Source organism: Streptomyces sp. NPDC058231 (assembly GCF_042882275.1).
Classification (GTDB): Bacteria; Actinomycetota; Actinomycetes; order Streptomycetales; family Streptomycetaceae; genus Streptomyces.
Genome location: NZ_JBHVWN010000108.1, coordinates 1 through 18,393, shown reverse-complemented (window position 1 = coordinate 18,393; position 18,393 = coordinate 1). Strand labels below are relative to the sequence as shown.

Below are 18,393 nucleotides of genomic sequence, written 5' to 3'. Positions count from 1 at the left end.
GCCCGGGGGCGCCACCCCCCCCCCCCCCCGCCCGCCCCCCCCCGGCGGTGGGGGTTTTGGGGGGGGGGCGGGCCCCCGCCCGGGGGGGGGGGCGGCCTTCGGGGGCCCCGCCCCCCAGCCCGGCCCCGCCCGGGCCCGGCGTACTGGGCCCCGGGGCCGGAGCGACACAGAAGAAGGTCAGCCGCGGTCGTACGCGGCGACGAGTTCGCCGGACCGCTTCACATCGGCGGCCATGGCCACGAGCAGGTCGTCGATCGTGTCGAACTTCAGCATCCCGCGTACGTACGCGAGGAAGTCGACCGAGACGTGGAGCCCGTACAGATCAAGACCGACGCGGTCGATCGCGTACGCCTCCACCGTCCGCTCGGTGCCGTCGAACTGCGGGTTCGTGCCGACCGAGATCGCCGCCGGCATCGCCTCGTCGTCCACGTTCAGCCAGCCCGCGTAGACGCCGTCGGCCGGGATCGCGGTGTGCGGCAGTGTCTCCACGTTCGCCGTCGGGAAACCCAGCTCACGGCCGCGCTGTGCGCCGCGGACCACGATGCCCTCGACCCGGTGCGGCCTGCCGAGGATCTCGGCGGCGCCCGCCACATCGCCCTCGGCGACGAGCCTGCGGGTGAGGGTCGAGGAGAACGGCTCACCGCCGCCGGCCTCACCGCTCACATGGAGGTCGATGACCTCGACGCGGTAGTCGTACGTCGCGCCGAGCTCGGCGAGCAGACCGACGTTGCCTGCGGCCTTGTGACCGAAGCGGAAATTGGGGCCCTCGATGACGAGTTGCGCGTGCAACTTGTCGACCAGCACCTTCACGATGAAGTCGGCCGGCGCCAGCTTGGAGAACTCGGTGGTGAACGGCAGGATCAACAGCGCGTCCACACCCAGCTCGGCCATCAGATCGGCGCGCCGGTGGTGCGGGGCCAGCAGTGGCGGATGACTGCCGGGCCGTACGACCTCGCTGGGGTGCGGGTCGAAGGTCACGACGACCGACGGCACGCCGAGTTCCCTCGCCCGCTCCACCGCCCTGCCGATGATCAGCTGGTGTCCGCGGTGCACCCCGTCGTAGGAGCCGATGGTGACGACGCTGCGCCCCCAGTCCTGGGGGATGTCCTCCAAGCCTCGCCAGCGCTGCACTCTGACCGCTCCTCGCCCGAACCTGTGTACGTGGGTGTACCTCTTATGCAGGTCTAAGACTGCCATGCCCGCGACCTGCGGCCTGCATCGGCACCGGCATCGCGGGGGACAGCGCCGCCACCGCCCGCCGTACGCCGGGGCCGACGACCGTCGCCCACTCCTGCGGGGCGTCGGCCAGCCAGCCGGTGACCAGCTCCGCGAATTCCGGCACTTCACGGGAGAGTTCGACCAGCCTGCGATCGAAGCAGGCGGCGCCTTCGGGGGTGCGGACCAGCATCGTCCCGGTGCGGTGGACGAGCGCCCGGGTACGGACCGGCGCACGCCGGGCGGATCCGGCCGCCGCCGCGCGGAGCAGGGCGTCCAGCACGACCGGGTCCCGTCCGGTGCCCTGCTCGAACTCCAGCAGGACCTCCAGCAGCTCGGACCGGAGCGCCCCGGAATCAGGCGTGCCGGGCGCGGCGAGCACCCGGGCGAGTGCGCCGCGCACGGGCGCGGCAGCCGGCCGGTCCCGCAGCAGACCGGCCACCAGGGGCAGCAGCAGGGCGCGGGCGGCGGCCCCGTGCTCCAGCCTGCGGTCGATGTACGCGGCCACCTGGGCACCGCCTTCCGGGTGGCTGTCCGCGTACGCCCGCACCAGCCCGGCCGCGTGCAGGGCCAGCGCCGGGGCGTCGATCCCGGCGAGGGAGCGCAGTACCTCGTCCGCACCGTCCCCGGGCCGGCTGAGCCGGTCCCGGAACGCGGCGACGACCGGCTCGCGATGCGTCTCCAGGGCGGCGGCGAGCCCGGCCGCGGACAGCAGGGGATGCCCGTGCGCGAAAGCCCGCAGGGCCTGCGGCAGATACCCGTCCCGGGTGCGCGGATCGCTCACGAGAAGGGCGAGCGCGGCCCCGTGCAGCTCAGCGTCGGCAGGGCGGGCCAGCAGCGAGCGCGCCGAGCGGCGCAGCAGCTCACGGTCGGAGTCCCCGGTCGCGTGCGGTGCGGTGACGAGCGCGTACGACGCGGCGGCGGCGCGGCGGGCCGGCCGGCCGTCGTCCCGGGACCAGCGTTCGACGGCCCGGCACAGGGCGCCGGGCTCCTCCGCGGCCAGCGTGGCGAGCAGTTCGCCGGCGCGGGGGTGGCCGGTCGCGACGAGGGCGTCGGCCAGAGCGTCGACGGCGAGGTCCCTGTGGGCGTGCAGGAGCGTCCGGGCCGCGGTGGCGACGGTCTGCCGCGCGGCACCCTCCGGCGTACGCAGCGGACGCTCATCGGTGAACCAGAGGCAGAGGAGCGGCTGTACGGTCCGGGGCCGTGCGGTGAGTCGCCCGGCCACCACGTCCAGGAACCGTTCCTCGCCGGGGCGGGCCTCGCGGTGGTCCCGGTCGCAGGGGCCGGCCCCGGGCCGCCGGGCCGTGTCCCGGTGCGGCGGGCCGTCCGCGGGCAGCAGCAGCCGCAGCAGGTCGATCCGGTCGGCTTCGGGCAGGCGCAGCCGCCGCCAGAACCACGGGCCGAACTCGGCGTACGCGCCGAGCGTCCCGGACGGCCGGACGATGCGCCCGGTCAGCACTCTCAGCACTCCGAGGTACGGCCCGGCGTCGGACACCCGGAGCAGCGTCCCCGACAGCAGACGGGCTGCCCACCAGGAGGCATCGCGCAGCGGCCCGGTGTCCTCGCCCCCGGCCCCGTGCGGCCCCGCGGCGGTCCCTCCCCCGTCCGTCCTGGCCCGCAGCCGGTCCATCGCCTCGATCAGATCGGCCATCCGGTGGGCGAGCGCGGCCGCGCCCTGCCGGCGGCCCAGGAGCAGGAGCGCCTGGATCACCGGGCCGATCCGATGGCGGGGTACCGGGAGCGTGCCGGACTCCCGGGCGGGCGCCGCAGCGGTGCCGGCCGGACCGGGGAGCGCCCGACGGCTGCTGTCCGGCCGCGGGCTCCGCTGGGCCGGGACACGCCGCGGCGCCGCCCCGGCCCCGTCCGCCGGCTCATCGGCGTGCCACCGGTGCACGAGCGACCGGAGCGCGGTGTCCAGGTCCAGGTGCGCGCCCTGCACCCAGTCCCCGAGCTCCTCGTGGGCGAAGCGGTAGCCGGCACCCGCCGGCACGAGCAGTCCCTCGGTGAGGACCGCGGACGCCCAGCCGGTGCGCCACGGGAAGATCTCCTCGAACGCCCCCCGGTCCAGCTCCCCCTGTCCCGGCCCCAGGCAGCGCCGCGCCGCCTCGTGGACCTGGCCCGCCACCCGTGCGGCCAGCCGCCGCACCGCCGTGCCTCCGGGGGCGGGACGGGATGCCGCGGCGATCCGGACCGCGATCCGCAGGCACATCAGGTCCAGATGGGCTCCGAACACGTCCTCGGTGTCCGGCTGCCCGGGGACGTCCCCGGGGAGTGCCGCGCGCACCTCGGCGAGGAGGCGGAGGGTGAGCGGATGCCGGCCGTGCCCGGGCGCGAGGGCTCCGGCCGGGATGGCGTACCGCTCCCGGGCCTGTGCGGCCGGGTCCGGGGCGAGGTCGCCCAGGCGGACTGCGGGCGGCAGTCCCCGGGCCTGGGCGGCGGGTCGGTGCAGCGCGCCGGGCGGGTGGAGCGGACCGGCCGTCTCCCAGTGCTCGGGCCGGCAGGCGACCACCAGCCGCGCCGCGTGGTCCCGGAGCCAGCCGGCCGTGCCGGCGGTCCACCGGGCCAGCCGGTGGGCGAGCACGGGCGGCATCTCCTCGGGGGCGTCCAGCAGGACGAGCAGCGGGCTTCCGGCGTCCGCCGCGAGCCGTGCCACCCGCTCCGGGGTGGCCGTCGCCGGGGCGCCCGCCGCCCCGGCCGCGGTGACGATCCGCCCGGCCCGTCCGAGGGTTCGGGCGATCGCGTCGGCCACCGAGGTGTCGTCGGCCAGCAGGTCGGCGCCGCGCAGCCAGACGGTGAGGGCGGGTTCGGAGCCGCGGGCGCGCCGGGCGGCGAGCGCGGCGAGTTCGGTGGTACGGCCGGTGCCCGGTGCTCCGACGAGTCCGAGGACGGTGCCGGACGGTGCCCCCGCAGCCGTGAACGCCGTGAACTCCGCGGTGATGTCCGGGCGTTCGACCGGTTCGGGCCGGTCGCCCGGGGCGTCCGCCGAAGCGATCGACATCGCGGTGAGCTGCAGGGCGCCCGCGAGGTTGAGGTCGCGTCCGTACCCGGGTACGGAGATCGCGTTGCGCCGCAGCAGTGCGCCCAGCGGTCCGTCGGCCCCCGCGGCCGCGAGCGGCACGGCGAACCCTGCGGCAGCGTGTCCGGAGCGCAGGGCGGTGCCCAGCACCGCGATGACGGCTCCGGTCTCCGGGTCGAGGACGGGACCGCCGACGGCCGCGCCGCGCAGCCGGAGCGCGTCGCTGCCGTCCGTGCCGAGGGCCAGTTCCATGGCCGCGGCGACCCGGTGGGAGCGGCCGGTCGCGGTGTACGTCGCCGGGGCCACGCCCAGGACGCGCGCCTCGCGCCACCCGTGGGCAGCGATGCGTACGTACGTACCGGGCTCGATCCGTTCCCGCAGGGCGATCGGCAACGGTTCCACGCCGAGCCCGTCCGGGCCGCCGGTGTGCAGCAGCGCGAGGCCGAGCTCGGGGAGCGCGGTGACCGCATCGGCCCCGACCGACCGGCTGCGGCCGCCCGTCCCGTACAGGACGGTCCGGGCGAGGCCGTCCACTGCTTCATGACTGGTGACGACCGTGCCGCGGTCGTCCGCGAGGAACCCCGTCCCCCGTGGCCGGCCGGCCGGATCGCAGATACGTACCAGCGTCGACCGGTCCCCGCTTCCCATGGTCCGACGTTAGGTCGGCGGTGATCGGCGCGAGGGGCATTCGGAGTAAAAGCGCCCCTGGTGCACCCCTGATTCACTCCGAGCGCCTGCTCGTTGGGGTGAATCAAGAGGTTCCGGTGGACAGACACCGTAGGGGGGATCGTGGAGCGGGTGCGGGGGGCCGCCCGCTCCACGATGGATCCCCGGGAAGACCGGCGGAGCGGTCGGTCAGGCGAAGACCGCGAGGCTCTTCGCCTTGCCCCGCTGCTCCTCGACGAGCACCAGGAAGGCCCCGTCGGGCCCGAAGACCGCGACCGGCCCCGGCGGGTAGGCGGGCATGTCCAGACGTACACCGTTCAGCAGCAGCCTGGCCCGCTTCTCGTCCACGTCCCAGCGCGGGAACGCCGACGCGGCGGCCTCCGCGACCGGCATCACGGTCAGTTCCTGCTGGTGCTGATCGAGTGTCCTCGCCGCGTCGAGGCCGTACGGACCGACGCGGGTCCGCCGCAGTGCGGTCAGATGCCCGCCGACGCCGAGTCCGGCGCCGAGATCGCGGGCGAGCGCGCGGATGTACGTACCGGAGGAGCAGACGACGGAGACGACCAGGTCCACCACAGGGGTCCCGTCCTCCGCGACCGCCTCACGGACGTCGTAGACGTTGAAGGACGAGATGGTCACCGGCCGGGCCGGGATCTCGAACTCCTCGCCGCCCCGCACCCGCGCGTACGAGCGCTTGCCGTCGATCTTGATGGCGCTGACCTTGGACGGCACCTGCATGATCGCGCCGCTCAGCGCCGCGACGCCGGCGTCGATGCCCTCGCGCGTGACGCCCGACGCGTCGGTGGACGAGGTGATCTCGCCCTCCGCGTCGTCCGTGACGGTGTCCTGCCCGAGCCGGATGGTGCCGAGATACTCCTTCTCGGTCAGCGCGAGGTGGCCCAGGAGCTTGGTGGCCTTCTCGACGCCGAGCACCAGCACGCCCGTGGCCATCGGGTCCAGCGTGCCCGCGTGGCCGACGCGGCGGGTACGGGCGATGCCGCGCATCTTGGCGACGACGTCGTGCGAAGTGAAGCCGGACGGCTTGTCGACGATGACAAGGCCGTCCGGCGTCCTGTTCTGCTGTGTCATTCGGAGGCAGAGTCCTCGTTCTCGTCGGACTCGTCCGCATCGTCCTCCGGCTTACGGTACGGGTCGGCGTCGCCCGCGTACTTCGCACCGGTGGACACCTCGCGGACCTCCGCGTCCTTGGCACGCGCCTTGTCGAGGAGGTCCTCGATGGTGCGTGCGTTGTCCGGCAGGGCGTCCGGGACAAAGGTCAGGGTCGGCGTGAACCGGACCCCGGTCTGCCTGCCGACCTCGGAGCGGAGCACGCCCTTGGCGCTCTCCAGCGCCGCGGCGGAGGCGGCACGCTCCTCGTCGTCGCCGTAGACCGTGTAGAAGACCGTGGCCTCCCGCAGGTCGCCGGTGACCCGGGCGTCCGTGATGGTCACGAATCCGAGCCGCGGATCCTTGATACGCCGGTCCAGGGTCTCCGCGACCACGACCTGGATGCGATCGGCCAGCTTTCGGGCCCGCGCGTTGTCGGTCACCGGTCCGTCACTCTTCCTTCTGGGTTGCTTACGGTCGGACGCCACTGGCGTCCCGTTCCTGCGGGTCCGGCGCTTCCGCGTCGGACCGCTGCGTGCCGGACGATTCCACGTCCGACAATTCTGCCGCTGTTCAGTCCTCGTCGCTGTGCAGCCGCCGTCGAACCGACAGCAGCTCCACCTCGGGCCGGGCGGCGACCAGCCGCTCGCACCGGTCCAGTACGTCCGAGAGGTGTCCGGTGTCCCCGGAGACCACCGCTAGGCCGATCTCGGCCCTGCGGTGGAGATCCTGTCCACCCGTCTCCGCCGCACTCACCGCGTATTTGCGCTGGAGTTCGGCGACGATCGGCCGGACGATCGAGCGTTTCTCCTTCAACGAACGTACGTCGCCGAGGAGCAGATCGAAGGACAGGGTCCCCACATACATGTATGTCCGGATGTCCCGCCGGTTCGGGTTCGCGCCCTGCCAGTGCTTGGCAGGGACACAAGAACCGTACACGGAACGGCCGGGGCCGATCGACGGAAATACGACCCGTCGACCGGCCCCGACTGTTGAGGTACGGGTCAGCCTCGCGGCTTCTCGCGCATCTCGTACGTCGCGATGACGTCGTCGATCTTGATGTCGTTGAAGTTTCCGAGGTTGATACCGCCCTCGAAGCCTTCGCGGATCTCGGTGACGTCGTCCTTGAAGCGGCGCAGACCGGAGATGTTGAGGTTCTCCGCGATGACCTTGCCATCGCGCAGCAGGCGCGCCTTGGTGTTGCGCTTGACCTCGCCGGACCGGACCAGCACACCGGCGATGTTGCCCAGCTTGGACGAGCGGAAGATCTCGCGGATCTCCGCCGTACCGAGCTCGACCTCTTCGTACTCCGGCTTGAGCATGCCCTTGAGGGCCGCTTCGATCTCTTCGATCGCCTGGTAGATGACCGAGTAGTACCGGACGTCCACGCCTTCGCGCTCGGCCATCTGCTGCGCACGCCCTGCGGCGCGCACGTTGAAGCCGATCACGATGGCGTCGGAGCCGGTCGCCAGGTCGATGTCCGACTCGGTGACCGCACCCACACCGCGGTGCAGGACCCGGATGTCGACCTCTTCACCGACGTCGAGCTGGAGCAGCGAGGACTCGAGAGCCTCCACCGAACCGGACGCGTCGCCCTTGATGATGAGGTTGAGTTCCTGGACCAGACCGGCCTTGAGCGCCTCGTCCAGGTTCTCCAGGGAGAACCGGACACCCTTGCGGGCGAAGTTGGCGTTGCGCTCACGGGCGGCACGCTTCTCGGCGATCTGACGGGCCGTACGGTCCTCGTCGACGACCAGGAAGTTGTCGCCGGCGCCCGGGACATTGGTGAGACCGAGCACGAGGACGGGGGTCGACGGACCCGCTTCCTCGACGTTCTCGCCCTTGTCGTCGAGCATCGCGCGGACTCGGCCGTACGCGTCGCCGACCACCATGGTGTCGCCGACCCGCAGCGTGCCTCGCTGGACCAGGACGGTCGCAACGGCACCGCGGCCGCGGTCGAGGTGGGACTCGATCGCAATACCCTGCGCGTCCTGCTCCGGGTTGGCCCGCAGGTCGAGCGAGGCGTCGGCGGTGAGGACGACGGCCTCCAGAAGAGCCTCGATGTTGAGGCCCTGCTTGGCGGAGATGTCGACGAACATCGTGTCGCCGCCGTACTCCTCGGCCACCAGACCGAACTCGGTGAGCTGACCGCGCACCTTGGTCGGGTCGGCACCCTCGACGTCGATCTTGTTGACCGCGACCACGATCGGCACGTCGGCCGCCTTGGCGTGGTTCAGCGCCTCGATCGTCTGGGGCATCACACCGTCGTTCGCCGCCACCACGAGGATCGCGATGTCGGTGGACTTCGCACCACGGGCACGCATGGCGGTGAACGCCTCGTGACCCGGGGTGTCGATGAAGGTGATACGGCGGTCCTCACCGTTGACCTCGGAGGAGACCTGGTACGCACCGATGTGCTGCGTGATGCCGCCGGCCTCGCCCGCAACGACGTTCGTCTTGCGGATCGCGTCCAGCAGTCGGGTCTTACCGTGGTCGACGTGACCCATGACGGTCACGACCGGCGGACGCGAGACCAGGGCCTCTTCGCCGCCCTCGTCCTCGCCGAACTCGATGTCGAAGGACTCGAGCAGCTCGCGGTCCTCCTCCTCCGGGCTGACGATCTCGAGGATGTAGTTCATCTCGTCCGCGAGCAGCTTCAGCGTCTCGTCGGAGACGGACTGCGTGGCGGTGACCATCTCGCCGAGGTTCATCATCACGGCGACGAGCGACGCCGGGTTGGCGTTGATCTTCTCCGCGAAGTCGGTCAGGGACGCACCGCGCGACAGCCGGACAGCCTGCCCGTTGCCGCGAGGCAGCATGACGCCGCCCACCGACGGGGCCTGCATGGCCTCGTACTCCTGGCGCCTCTGACGCTTCGACTTGCGGCCACGACGCGCGGGACCACCGGGACGGCCGAACGCACCCTGCGTGCCACCACGGGCACCCGGGCCGCCGGGACGTCCACCGAAGCCGGGACGACCGCCGAAGCCGCCGCCACCACCGGGACGGCCTGCGCCGCCACCGCCACCGCCGCCACCGGGACGACCGGCGAACCCGCCGCCACCGCCACCGGGACCGGCCGGACGACCGGCGAAGCCGCCGCCACCGGGACGACCCGCACCGCCACCGGGACGGCCTGCGCCGCCACCGGGACCACGGCCACCGCCGGGGCCACCACCGGGACGCGGGCCGGCAGCGGGACGCTGCGGCATCATGCCGGGGTTCGGACGGTTACCACCGGGCGCACCGCCCGGACGCGGAGCCTGCGGACGGGGCATGCCGCCCGGAGTCGGACGGGCACCGCCCTGACCCTGCGGACGCGGGGCGCCACCGGGGCCGCCCTGCGGGCGCGGGGCGCCGGGACGCTCCTGGCCGCCACCGGGACGCGGGGCGCCACCGGGACGGGGTGCCTGCGGACGGGCCATGCCCGTCGAGCCACCGGAGGTGAAGGGGTTGTTGCCCGGACGGGGACCGGCCGGACGGGCGCCGCCGGGACGCGGGGCGCCCTGGCCTGCGGGACGGGCCGGACGGTCGCCGCCACGGCCACCGTCACGCTCGCCACCACGGCCGCCGTCACGCTGACCGCCGGCCGGAGCCGGACGGGCGGGGCGAGGACCGGGGGTGGCACCCGCGGGACGCGGGGCCTGCTGCGGCGCGGCCGGCTGGGCCGGGGCCGGAGCGGAGAACTCCGCCGCCGGCACCGGGGTGACCGGAGCGGGCTTCGGCGCGGGCTTCGGACCCGGACGCGGGCCCGCAGACGGCGCGGAAGGCGCGGCAGCGGAAGGGGTGCTGCTGGGAGCCTCGGCGGCGGCCGGCTTGGGGGCCGGGGCGCCGGGCTTGGGGGCAGCGGGACGTGCCGCAGCGGCCGGGGAGGGCGCTGCGGGCTTTGCAGGCGCTGCCTTACGGGGCGCGCCAGGCTTCGCAGCGGACTTGCCGGCGTTGCCGCCGGGCCCCTGCAGTGCGTCAGTCAACTTGCGTACAACCGGCGCCTCGATCGTCGAGGACGCCGAACGGACGAATTCACCGAGTTCTTGGAGCTTGGCCATGACGACCTTGCTCTCGACGCCGAACTCCTTGGCGAGTTCGTATACCCGGACCTTAGCCACTTCGCTCCTTTTAGGTCCGGGTTACCGCCGGACCGTCGCTACTTCATGGGCGTACTCATCGCGTACTCATCGAGTGCTCATCGCAATCTCGACCTACTTCCAACTCGCGAGGTACCTGACCGCACGGGGTCCCGTGCCGTTCTAGTTTCTTACGGTGTCACCCGCTCGACATACCGCTGCAGTGCCGCGGAATCGAACGGCCCCTTGGCCTTGAAGGCCCGGGGGAATGCCCGACGGCGAACCGCCAGGTCGAGACAGACAGTGACGGGGTGCACATATGCACCCCGGCCGGGCAGCGTACCGCGAGGATCAGGGACGCAGGCGTCCTCGTCCACCACGATGCGCAGCAGCTCGCTCTTGGCCGCTCGCTCCCGGCATCCCACACAGGTTCGTTCAGGGCAAGCGCGGGCGTGCGTCCGGCCAGACACGATTAAGTCTACCTCCCCGCACCGACCTCACCCCTTTGGGGCAAAAATCGAACGGACGTTGTCGTGATCTCAGCGGCGTGCCGCGTAGATCCATCTCCCCAGGACCCTTGCGAGTCCCGCGCTCCGGGGTGCTGCCATCCGCCCTCCGGACCGCGTCGGTCCATCATCCGGACAGCTGCCGGTCCATCCCTCGGACCGGCAGCCGCCGGACTCCGTACCTGTTCAGCCGCGCTCCGACCTGTCCCGGGCGCGCTCGGCCCGCTCCCGGTCGGCGATGTCCCGCTCGGCGTCGGTCTCGGTGTCCGGACGGATGTCGATGCGCCAGCCGGTGAGGCGGGCGGCGAGGCGGGCATTCTGCCCCTCCTTGCCGATGGCGAGCGACAGCTGGTAGTCCGGGACGGTGACCCGGGCGGACCGGGCGCCGAGGTCCACGACCTCGACCTTGCTCACCCGGGCGGGTGACAGCGCGTTGGCGACCATCTCGGCCGGGTCGTCCGACCAGTCCACGATGTCGATCTTCTCGCCGTGCAGCTCGGCCATGACATTGCGCACACGGCCGCCCATCGGGCCGATGCAGGCGCCCTTGGCGTTCAGGCCGGAGCGGGTGGAGCGGACCGCGATCTTGGTGCGGTGGCCGGCCTCCCGGGCGATCGCGCAGATCTCGACGGAACCGTCGGTGATCTCCGGAACCTCCAGCGCGAAAAGCTTCTTGACCAGGTTGGGGTGGGTCCGGGACAGGGTCACGGACGGCCCGCGCACGCCCTTGGCGACGCGTACGACGTACGTACGGAGCCGCAGGCCGTGGGTGTACTCCTCGCCCGGAACCTGCTCCTGCACCGGCAGGATCGCTTCCAGCTTGCCGATGTCGACCAGGACGTTCTTCGGGTCCTTGCCCTGCTGGACGACGCCGGTGACGACGTCGCCCTCGTGGCCCGCGTACTCACCGAACGTCCTGTCGTCCTCGGCGTCGCGCAGCCGCTGCAGGATGACCTGCTTGGCGGTGGTCGCGGCGATCCGGCCGAAGCCGGACGGGGTGTCGTCGAACTCCTTGGGCTCCTGGCCCTCTTCGAGGTCGGCCGGGTCCTCCTTCGCCCACACCGTCACGTGACCGCGCTCGTCGAGCTTCACGCGGGCACGGCGGTAGCTCCCGTCGGTGCGGTGGTAGGCGATGAGGAGGGCCGACTCGATCGCCTCGACGAGCACGTCGAAGGGAATCTCCTTGTCCTGTGCCAAGCCCCTCAAGAGCTTCACATCGATGTCCACGGCTACGCCTCCTCTTCCTTCTTGTCCTTGCGGTTGAATTCGATCTCCACGCGCGCCTTGGCGATCCCGTCGAAGGCGACCCGGCGTGACGTGGGCTTGCGGCCCTTGACGCCCGGTACTTCGAGGTCGAGCCCCTCGTCGTCCACGGCGAGGATGCGGGCCACCAGCTCGGCGGCGCCCTCCTCGGCGGTCAGCTGCAGCTTGACCAGGCGGCCGGTGGCGCGTACGTAGTGGCGGTGCTCCGTCAGCGGACGGTCGGCACCGGGCGAGCTGACTTCGAGGACGTACTCGTCCTCACCCATCGCGTCGGTCTCGTCGAGCTTCTCGGAGATGGCGCGGCTCAGCTCTGCGCAGGCATCGAGCTCCACGCCCTCGTCGGAGTCCACGACGATGCGCAGCACACGTCGGCGGCCTGCCCGGGACACGTCGATCTCTTCAAGATCCAGCTGCTTGGCGCTGACGAGCGGTTCGAGCAGCCCGCGCAGCCTCTCGCTCTGGGTGGTGCTCATCCGGGTGACTCCTCGGCCGCGTGTGCTGTTGTGGGGTTCGTCGCGTGTCAGGTCAAAGGGTATCCGGTCCCGAGGGGTGTTGCCGTCCGTCGACCGCCCGGCCGCGGGTACGCTCGCCTGCGGTGATCACTTCAGGACAGATCCAGTCAGGACAGATCAACGCCCGAAGGAGAACAGGTGCGGCGCACGGGGACGACGCGCAGGAGTGCGCTCACCGCGACAGGGGTGATCGCCCTGGGGGCGGCGCTGGCCGGCTGCGGGGGCGATGCCGACAGGGGCGGAAAGGGTTCCGCACCGGCCGGTGCACGGGAGGCGGCGGCCAAGGCGGAGAGCACGCTCCGGGCGACCGCCGCCCGCGCGAGCGGCAGTCTGCTCACCGAGTACGAGCAGGTCATCACGGCGCATCCGGCGACCGGGGCCGGACTGGCACCGCTGCGCGACGCCGTACGGGCCCACACGGAGGCGCTGCGGCAGGGCGGCAGCACCTCGCCGCCCTCCCCCGGCAGCACGGCGCTGTCACCCGGCGGGGACAAGGCCGCCTCTCCCGGCACCGTGCCGTCGGGTGAGGCCACGGCGTCCGCGTCCTCCGGTCCGGCCGCGGTCGGCGCCAGGGCCGCCGTCAAGGAACTCGCCGTTTCGGAGCGCCGTACCGCCGACGCCCACGCTGCCGCGCTCCTGACGGCGCCACCGGAGCTGGCCCGGCTGCTGGCGTCGATCGCGGCGGCCTGCGCCGCCCACGCCTATCTGCTGACCGAGCTGGCCAAGGAGACCTCTTCATGAGCGCACAGTCGCTGCGGGCAGCCCAGGCGTCACTCGCCGCCGAGCACGCGGCGGTGTACGGGTACGCGGTGGTCGGCGCCCGGGTCGGCGGCGACCGCCGGACCCAGGCGACGGCCGCGTACGACGCGCACCGGGCCCGGCGCGACGCGCTGGTGCGGACCGTGTACGACCTGGGTGGCGAACCGGTGGCCGCGGAGTCCGCGTACGCTCTGCCGTTCGCGGTGCCGGACTCCTCGGCGGCGGTGAAGCTCGCCGCCGTACTGGAGGACAGGATCGCGGACGTCTACTCCGACCTCGTACGGGCTGCCGGGGGGCCGCTCCGGCAGGAAGCCGCGGCGGCGCTGCGGGAGGCCGCGGTGCGTGCGGTCCGCTGGCGCGGCAGCGGCGTACCCTTTCCCGGGCTCGCCGAACGGTCCGCCGCCGGAACCGCCTGAACAGGCGGAACGCCGGGGCTGATGCGCCGGTCGTGACCGAAGCGAAGGCCGGGACCGGTCGGACGCACTGATGAAGGCTCTGAAAGGGAACACGGCACGTATGGGTTTCGAACCGCCGCAGCGTCTGGTGCGAGCGCTCGGTGAGGTGTACGGGGAGAGCGCCGCAGCCGACTGGCTGGCACAGCTCCCCGCACTGACCGAGGAGTCGCTGTCCGAGGCCGGACCCGGGCTCACCGTCGAGCGGGTGGCCGCACCCGGTGGGCGCAGCTCGCTCGTTCTGCTGGCGCGCCGTGCCGACGGCTCCCCGGCGGCGCTGAAGATCGCTCCGGCCGGGGCCGCGCCGGAACTGGAACGGGCGGCGCTGGCGCACTGGAACGGCTGGGGGGCGGTGCAGCTCATCGGCTCCGGCGGTGACGGCGCGCTGCTGCTGGAACGGCTGCATCCCGAGGTGTCGCTGCGTTCGCTGCCTGAGGCGAAGGCGCTGCTGGAGGCGGCGGGAACGGTACGGAGGCTGTGGGTCGAGCCGCCTGCCGGACACTCCTTCGAGACGGTCGCCGAGCGCACCGGCCGGTGCCTGGAACCGATGCGCGCCGCCGCCGCGGCCGATCCGGAGCTCGAGCCGCTGGTCTCCGCGGCCCTGTCAGCGCGCGCAGAGCTCGTCGCCCACTCCCCCGAGGTCCTTCTGCTGCACGGCAACTTCCGCCAGAGCAAGGTGCTTGCGGGTGAGCGGGCTCCCTGGCTGACGGTCGGCCCGGAACCGCTGGTGGGCGAGCGCGCCTACGACCTGGCGCGACTGGTGCGTGACCGGGTGGACGACCTGATCGCGTCCCCGGGCGGCGCCGTGACGGCCCGTCGCCGGATCAGGAAGCTCGCGGATTCACTCGATGTGGACCGGGAGCGGCTCCACGGCTGGACGCTGTTCCGCGCGGTCGAGTCGGGCACCCGCGCGCTGACGGTCGGCCGTCGCCAGGAAGGTGAACTCTCCCTGGAGTTCGCGGGCTGGCTGTAGCGCCCCGGAAGCATGGCGAAGGCCCCCGCACTGCCGGACAGTGCGGGGGCCTTCGTCGTGTCTGGTGCGAAGCGGGCCGGCCGGGGCGTTGGTCCTCGGCGGGCGCCCCGGTGGGCCTGCCCCGGATCAGCCCTGGGCGGTGATGCGGGCGATCGCCTCGTCGACCGTGAGCTCCTCACGCTCGCCCGTGCGGCGGTCCTTGAGCTCCAGGACGCCCTCGGCCGAGCGGCGGCCTGCGACCAGGATCGTCGGCACACCGATCAGCTCGGCGTCGGTGAACTTCACGCCGGGCGAGACTCCCGCACGGTCGTCGACCAGGACCCGGACACCCGCGGCGCCCAGCTTCTCGGCGACGTCCAGGGCCAGCTCGGTCTGGAGCGCCTTCCCCGCGGCGACGAGGTGGACGTCGGCCGGGGCGATCTCACGGGGCCAGCACAGGCCCTGCTCGTCGGCGGTCTGCTCGGCGAGCGCGGCGACGGCGCGGGACACGCCGATGCCGTACGAGCCCATGGTGACCCGGACGGGCTTGCCGTTCTGTCCGAGCACATCGAGCTGGAAGGCGTCGGCGAACTTACGGCCCAGCTGGAAGATGTGGCCGATCTCGATGGCGCGGTCCAGGTTGAGGCCGGTGCCGCACTTGGGGCACGGGTCGCCGGACTCGACGACGACGACGTCGAGGTAGTCGTCGACCGTGAAGTCGCGGCCGCAGACGACGTTCCTGGCGTGGGTGCCGGGCTTGTTGGCGCCGGTGATCCAGGCGGTGCCGGGGGCGATACGCGGGTCGGCGATGTAGCGGACCTTCTCCAGGCCCTGCGGGCCGACGTAGCCGCGCACCAGGTCGGGGCGGCCCTCGAAGTCCTCCGCGGTGACCAGTTCGACCACGGCGGGGGCGAGGTGCTCGCCCAGCTTGCCGAGGTCGACCTCGCGGTCGCCCGGCACGCCCACGGCGACGATCTCGCCGTCGACCTTGACCAGCAGGTTCTTCAGCGTCGCCGAGGCGGGGACGTCCAGGTACGCGGCGAGCGTCTCGATGGTCGGGGTGTCGGGGGTGTCCAGCTCCTCGACGGGGCCGTGCGCCGAGCCGTCCACCGGCGCGGCCTTGAAGGTCACGGCCTCCGTGTTGGCCGCGTAGTCGCAGGCCGGGCAGTCGGCGAAGGTGTCCTCACCGGCCGGGGCCGGCGCCAGGAACTCCTCGGACGCCGAGCCGCCCATCGCGCCGGAGACCGCGGAGACGATGCGGTGGTCGAGGCCGAGCCGCTCGAAGATGCGGATGTAGGCGGCGCGGTGCAGCTGGTAGGCCTCGATGAGGCCCTCGTCGGTGGTGTCGAAGGAGTACGAGTCCTTCATCTGGAACTCGCGGCCGCGCAGCACACCGGCGCGGGGGCGGGCCTCGTCGCGGTACTTGGTCTGGATCTGATAGAGGATCACGGGCAGGTCCTTGTAGGACGTGATCTGATCCTTGACGACCTGGGTGAAGATCTCTTCGTGGGTGGGTCCGAGGAGGTACTCGGCGCCCTTGCGGTCCTTGAGCCGGAAGAGCAGGTCGCCGTACTCGTCGTAACGGCCGCTCGCGTCGTACGACTCCTTGGGGAGCAGCGCCGGCAGCAGGACCTCCTGACCGCCGATGGCGTCCATCTCCTCGCGCACGACGCGGGTGATGTTCTCCAGGACCTTCTTGCCCAGGGGCAGCCAGGTCCAGATTCCGGCCGCGGTGCGGCGTACGTAACCGGCCCGGACGAGCAGCTTGTGGTTGAGCGTCTCGGCGTCCGCCGGGTCGTCGCGCAGTGTCTTGATCATCAATCGGGACATGCGCTGGACCTGGGCCATGATGAACTCCTGCTCGGAAGGGTGATGTGCAGGAGGTTAGCCGGGTGGTACGGGCGGGCGGAAATCCATTGCTTCAGCCCCGGTCCCTGCGGCGCAGCGGAAGGGGCGCCCCCATCACCGCGTACGGCTTGGGAGCACTGGGAAACAGCACCTGCCGGGCCAGGTCCTGGTAGCCGAGCGTGCGATACAGACCACGTGCCGGGCTCTCCGTGTCGATGGCGGAGAGGATGGAGCGCGGCTGGTCGACGGCGTCGGTGATGGCGGTGATCAGGGTGCGTCCGATGCCGCGGTTCTGGAACTCCGGGTGGACGTGGAGTTCGGTGATCACGAAGGAGTCGTCCAGCCAGTGCTCGGAGCCGGTGGCCCGCAGATAGGGCTCGACGACGGTGGACCACCAGTGGCCGCGTTCGTTCGGCATGCCGTAGACGAACCCGACGAGGCGGTCGGCCGGGGTGGTGGCGCCGAGGGCGCAGGCGCGGGGGTGTTCGAGATGTCTGAGGACGATGTGGCGGCGCACCTCGATCTCGTTGCGGCCGAGGCCGAAGGCGACGGCCTGCACGGCGAGTGCCTCGTCCACGCGTGCTGCGAGATCGATCGGGCCGACCTGGACGCCGGCATTGCGGGCGCCGCCTCCGGATTCTGCTGCCATGCGCCGAACCCTACTGTCCGTGCCGGGTTGCGGGATACGGATCGGTGGCGGCCGCGGCGGCCCGGCGCGGTGTCCTGCGCAGCGGGAACCGCGGGCTCTGTGCGGGCCCGCGCGGCGGTCAGAACAGGACGCTCATGAAGGCGCCGGTCTCGCGGAAGCCGACCCGGGTGTACGCCTTGCGGGCCGCGGTGTTGTAGTCGTTGACGTACAGGCTGACGATCGGTGCGACATCGGCCAGCGCGTAGCGCAGGACGGCGGCCATGCCGGTCTCGGAGAGGCCGCGGCCACGGTATTCGGGGGCGACCCAGACGCCCTGGATCTGGCAGGCCTGCGGGGTGGCCGCGCCGATCTCCGCCTTGAAGACGACCTTGCCGTCCTCGATACGGGCGAAGGCGCGGCCGGTGCCGATGAGCTCGGCGACGCGTGCCTGGTAGAGGAGTCCACCGTCACCGGCCAGCGGCGAGATGCCCACTTCCTCGGTGAACATCGCCACGCAGGCCGGCATCAGGACATCTATCTCGTCCTTGCGGATGCGGCGGACGAGGGGGTCGGGAGTGACGTCGGCGGCGAGGCTCTCGGTGATCATGAGCGGCTGGTTGGCCCGGACTTCGCGGGCGGGGCCCCAGCCCGGTTCCAGCAGCCGCCACAGCTGTGCGGTGGGCTCGGCGGGGCCGACGATCGAGGAGCAGCGGCGGCCGGTGCGGCGGGCCCTGTCGGCGAATGCCCTGATGGCCTCGGGAGTGGCACAGATGGGGACGAGGTTGGCGCCGGAGTAGCAGAGCGAGCGAAGGCGGCCGTCGGTGTACCAGCCCCACATCTCGCCGCCGAGGCGCCATGGGTCGAGTCCTGCGATCCGGACCCGGGACGTCACGAAGGCGTTGGCGACGGGCTCGCTCTCCAGAATGGCGAGCGCGGCGCCGAGGTCGCTGGGTTCGAGGACCCGGGTGGTGGTCTGCGTCAACACGAGGGGGCCTCACCATGCGGTCTGCTGATTTCCGCACTGTACCCAAAGAGGCCGGGAGACGCCGCCCCATGCCCGGCAACAGCCCCCACGGTCCGCCGTGAGCTCTCTCACGACTGTGCCCCGCCGGACGGGTCGTCGGCCGGGCGGGGCACAGTCGTGGAAGCGGGGATCCGGCGTCAGCTGACGGACACCTCGGGCTCGCCCGAGGCGATGCCGTCCTTCTCCATCTGCTCGGCGATCTTCAGGGCTTCCTCGATGAGGGTCTCGACGATCTTCGACTCCGGAACGGTCTTGATGACCTCGCCCTTGACGAAGATCTGCCCCTTGCCGTTACCGGACGCCACACCCAGATCCGCCTCACGGGCCTCACCCGGACCGTTGACGACACAGCCCATCACGGCAACCCGCAACGGCACCTCC

16 protein-coding genes are annotated in these 18,393 nt (G+C 72.4%); 3 read left to right on the top strand and 13 right to left on the bottom strand.

Annotation, left to right across the window (positions count from 1 at the left end):
- Positions 1 to 177 precede the first annotated feature (177 nt).
- The 9 genes from ACFVXE_RS37025 to rimP form a co-directional block, all read right to left on the bottom strand.
- Positions 178 to 1,131, bottom strand: coding sequence for a bifunctional riboflavin kinase/FAD synthetase (locus ACFVXE_RS37025; protein ID WP_389677980.1), 954 nt, complete (start codon positions 1,129 to 1,131; stop codon positions 178 to 180).
- Positions 1,132 to 1,174: 43 nt separating this feature from the next.
- A complete protein-coding gene (locus tag ACFVXE_RS37020) occupies positions 1,175 to 4,879 on the bottom strand; it encodes a trypsin-like peptidase domain-containing protein (RefSeq protein WP_389677978.1) in 3,705 nt (1,234 codons plus the stop codon).
- 207 nt (positions 4,880 to 5,086) lie between these two features.
- Positions 5,087 to 5,986 (bottom strand): tRNA pseudouridine(55) synthase TruB, encoded by a 900-nt coding sequence (gene truB, locus ACFVXE_RS37015; protein ID WP_389677976.1) that lies wholly within the window; start codon positions 5,984 to 5,986, stop codon positions 5,087 to 5,089.
- Complete coding sequence (rbfA, locus tag ACFVXE_RS37010; RefSeq protein WP_389677974.1) at positions 5,983 to 6,447, bottom strand: 30S ribosome-binding factor RbfA; 465 nt, start codon at positions 6,445 to 6,447, stop codon at positions 5,983 to 5,985. Before rbfA ends, truB begins: the two co-directional genes overlap by 4 nt.
- Positions 6,448 to 6,577: 130 nt before the next feature.
- Positions 6,578 to 6,871 (bottom strand): DUF503 domain-containing protein, encoded by a 294-nt coding sequence (locus ACFVXE_RS37005; protein WP_389677972.1) that lies wholly within the window; start codon positions 6,869 to 6,871, stop codon positions 6,578 to 6,580.
- A gap of 137 nt (positions 6,872 to 7,008) precedes the next feature.
- Positions 7,009 to 10,110 (bottom strand): translation initiation factor IF-2, encoded by a 3,102-nt coding sequence (gene infB, locus ACFVXE_RS37000; protein WP_389677970.1) that lies wholly within the window; start codon positions 10,108 to 10,110, stop codon positions 7,009 to 7,011.
- A gap of 149 nt (positions 10,111 to 10,259) precedes the next feature.
- Entirely contained in the window at positions 10,260 to 10,538 is a 279-nt protein-coding gene (locus ACFVXE_RS36995) for a YlxR family protein (RefSeq protein ID WP_266980910.1), read from the bottom strand.
- 222 nt (positions 10,539 to 10,760) lie between these two features.
- Positions 10,761 to 11,801 (bottom strand): transcription termination factor NusA, encoded by a 1,041-nt coding sequence (nusA, locus tag ACFVXE_RS36990; protein ID WP_389677968.1) that lies wholly within the window; start codon positions 11,799 to 11,801, stop codon positions 10,761 to 10,763.
- Positions 11,802 to 11,803: 2 nt separating this feature from the next.
- Positions 11,804 to 12,310: a ribosome maturation factor RimP gene (rimP, locus tag ACFVXE_RS36985; protein WP_389677966.1), complete on the bottom strand. Its 507-nt coding sequence runs from the start codon at positions 12,308 to 12,310 to the stop codon at positions 11,804 to 11,806.
- Positions 12,311 to 12,487: 177 nt separating this feature from the next.
- On the opposite strand from rimP, the gene ACFVXE_RS36980 reads away from it, so the two are divergent.
- The 3 genes from ACFVXE_RS36980 to ACFVXE_RS36970 all read left to right on the top strand — a co-directional run bounded on the left by ACFVXE_RS36980 (position 12,488) and on the right by ACFVXE_RS36970 (position 14,533).
- Positions 12,488 to 13,090: a hypothetical protein gene (locus ACFVXE_RS36980; RefSeq protein ID WP_389677964.1), complete on the top strand. Its 603-nt coding sequence runs from the start codon at positions 12,488 to 12,490 to the stop codon at positions 13,088 to 13,090.
- Positions 13,087 to 13,524, top strand: coding sequence for a ferritin-like domain-containing protein (locus ACFVXE_RS36975; protein WP_389677962.1), 438 nt, complete (start codon positions 13,087 to 13,089; stop codon positions 13,522 to 13,524). The genes ACFVXE_RS36980 and ACFVXE_RS36975 overlap by 4 nt, the downstream gene beginning before the upstream one ends.
- A 100-nt stretch (positions 13,525 to 13,624) precedes the next feature.
- Positions 13,625 to 14,533, top strand: coding sequence for an aminoglycoside phosphotransferase family protein (locus tag ACFVXE_RS36970; protein WP_389677960.1), 909 nt, complete (start codon positions 13,625 to 13,627; stop codon positions 14,531 to 14,533).
- A gap of 126 nt (positions 14,534 to 14,659) precedes the next feature.
- Here ACFVXE_RS36970 and ACFVXE_RS36965 read toward each other — a convergent pair whose 3' ends face one another.
- The 4 genes from ACFVXE_RS36965 to ACFVXE_RS36950 form a co-directional block, all read right to left on the bottom strand.
- Complete coding sequence (locus ACFVXE_RS36965) at positions 14,660 to 16,360, bottom strand: proline--tRNA ligase (RefSeq protein ID WP_389677958.1); 1,701 nt, start codon at positions 16,358 to 16,360, stop codon at positions 14,660 to 14,662.
- A 73-nt stretch (positions 16,361 to 16,433) separates the two neighbouring features.
- Entirely contained in the window at positions 16,434 to 17,009 is a 576-nt protein-coding gene (locus ACFVXE_RS36960; protein WP_389677956.1) for a GNAT family N-acetyltransferase, read from the bottom strand.
- A gap of 118 nt (positions 17,010 to 17,127) precedes the next feature.
- Positions 17,128 to 17,973: a GNAT family N-acetyltransferase gene (locus ACFVXE_RS36955; RefSeq protein ID WP_389677954.1), complete on the bottom strand. Its 846-nt coding sequence runs from the start codon at positions 17,971 to 17,973 to the stop codon at positions 17,128 to 17,130.
- A 176-nt stretch (positions 17,974 to 18,149) separates the two neighbouring features.
- Positions 18,150 to 18,393: flavodoxin-dependent (E)-4-hydroxy-3-methylbut-2-enyl-diphosphate synthase (locus ACFVXE_RS36950; protein ID WP_389677952.1), on the bottom strand; the 244-nt coding region annotated here is incomplete at its 5' end.

What these genes read in the sequence shown, in the direction of transcription:
- ACFVXE_RS37020 (WP_389677978.1), bottom strand. Translation starts at nt 4,879, where the DNA reads ATGGGAAGCGGGGACCGGTCGACGCTGGTACGTATCTGCGATCCGGCC.
- truB (WP_389677976.1), bottom strand. Translation starts at nt 5,986, where the DNA reads ATGACACAGCAGAACAGGACGCCGGACGGCCTTGTCATCGTCGACAAG.
- ACFVXE_RS37005 (WP_389677972.1), bottom strand. Translation starts at nt 6,871, where the DNA reads ATGTATGTGGGGACCCTGTCCTTCGATCTGCTCCTCGGCGACGTACGT.
- rimP (WP_389677966.1), bottom strand. Translation starts at nt 12,310, where the DNA reads ATGAGCACCACCCAGAGCGAGAGGCTGCGCGGGCTGCTCGAACCGCTC.
- ACFVXE_RS36975 (WP_389677962.1), top strand. Translation starts at nt 13,087, where the DNA reads ATGAGCGCACAGTCGCTGCGGGCAGCCCAGGCGTCACTCGCCGCCGAG.
- ACFVXE_RS36970 (WP_389677960.1), top strand. Translation starts at nt 13,625, where the DNA reads ATGGGTTTCGAACCGCCGCAGCGTCTGGTGCGAGCGCTCGGTGAGGTG.
- ACFVXE_RS36965 (WP_389677958.1), bottom strand. Translation starts at nt 16,360, where the DNA reads ATGGCCCAGGTCCAGCGCATGTCCCGATTGATGATCAAGACACTGCGC.
- ACFVXE_RS36960 (WP_389677956.1), bottom strand. Translation starts at nt 17,009, where the DNA reads ATGGCAGCAGAATCCGGAGGCGGCGCCCGCAATGCCGGCGTCCAGGTC.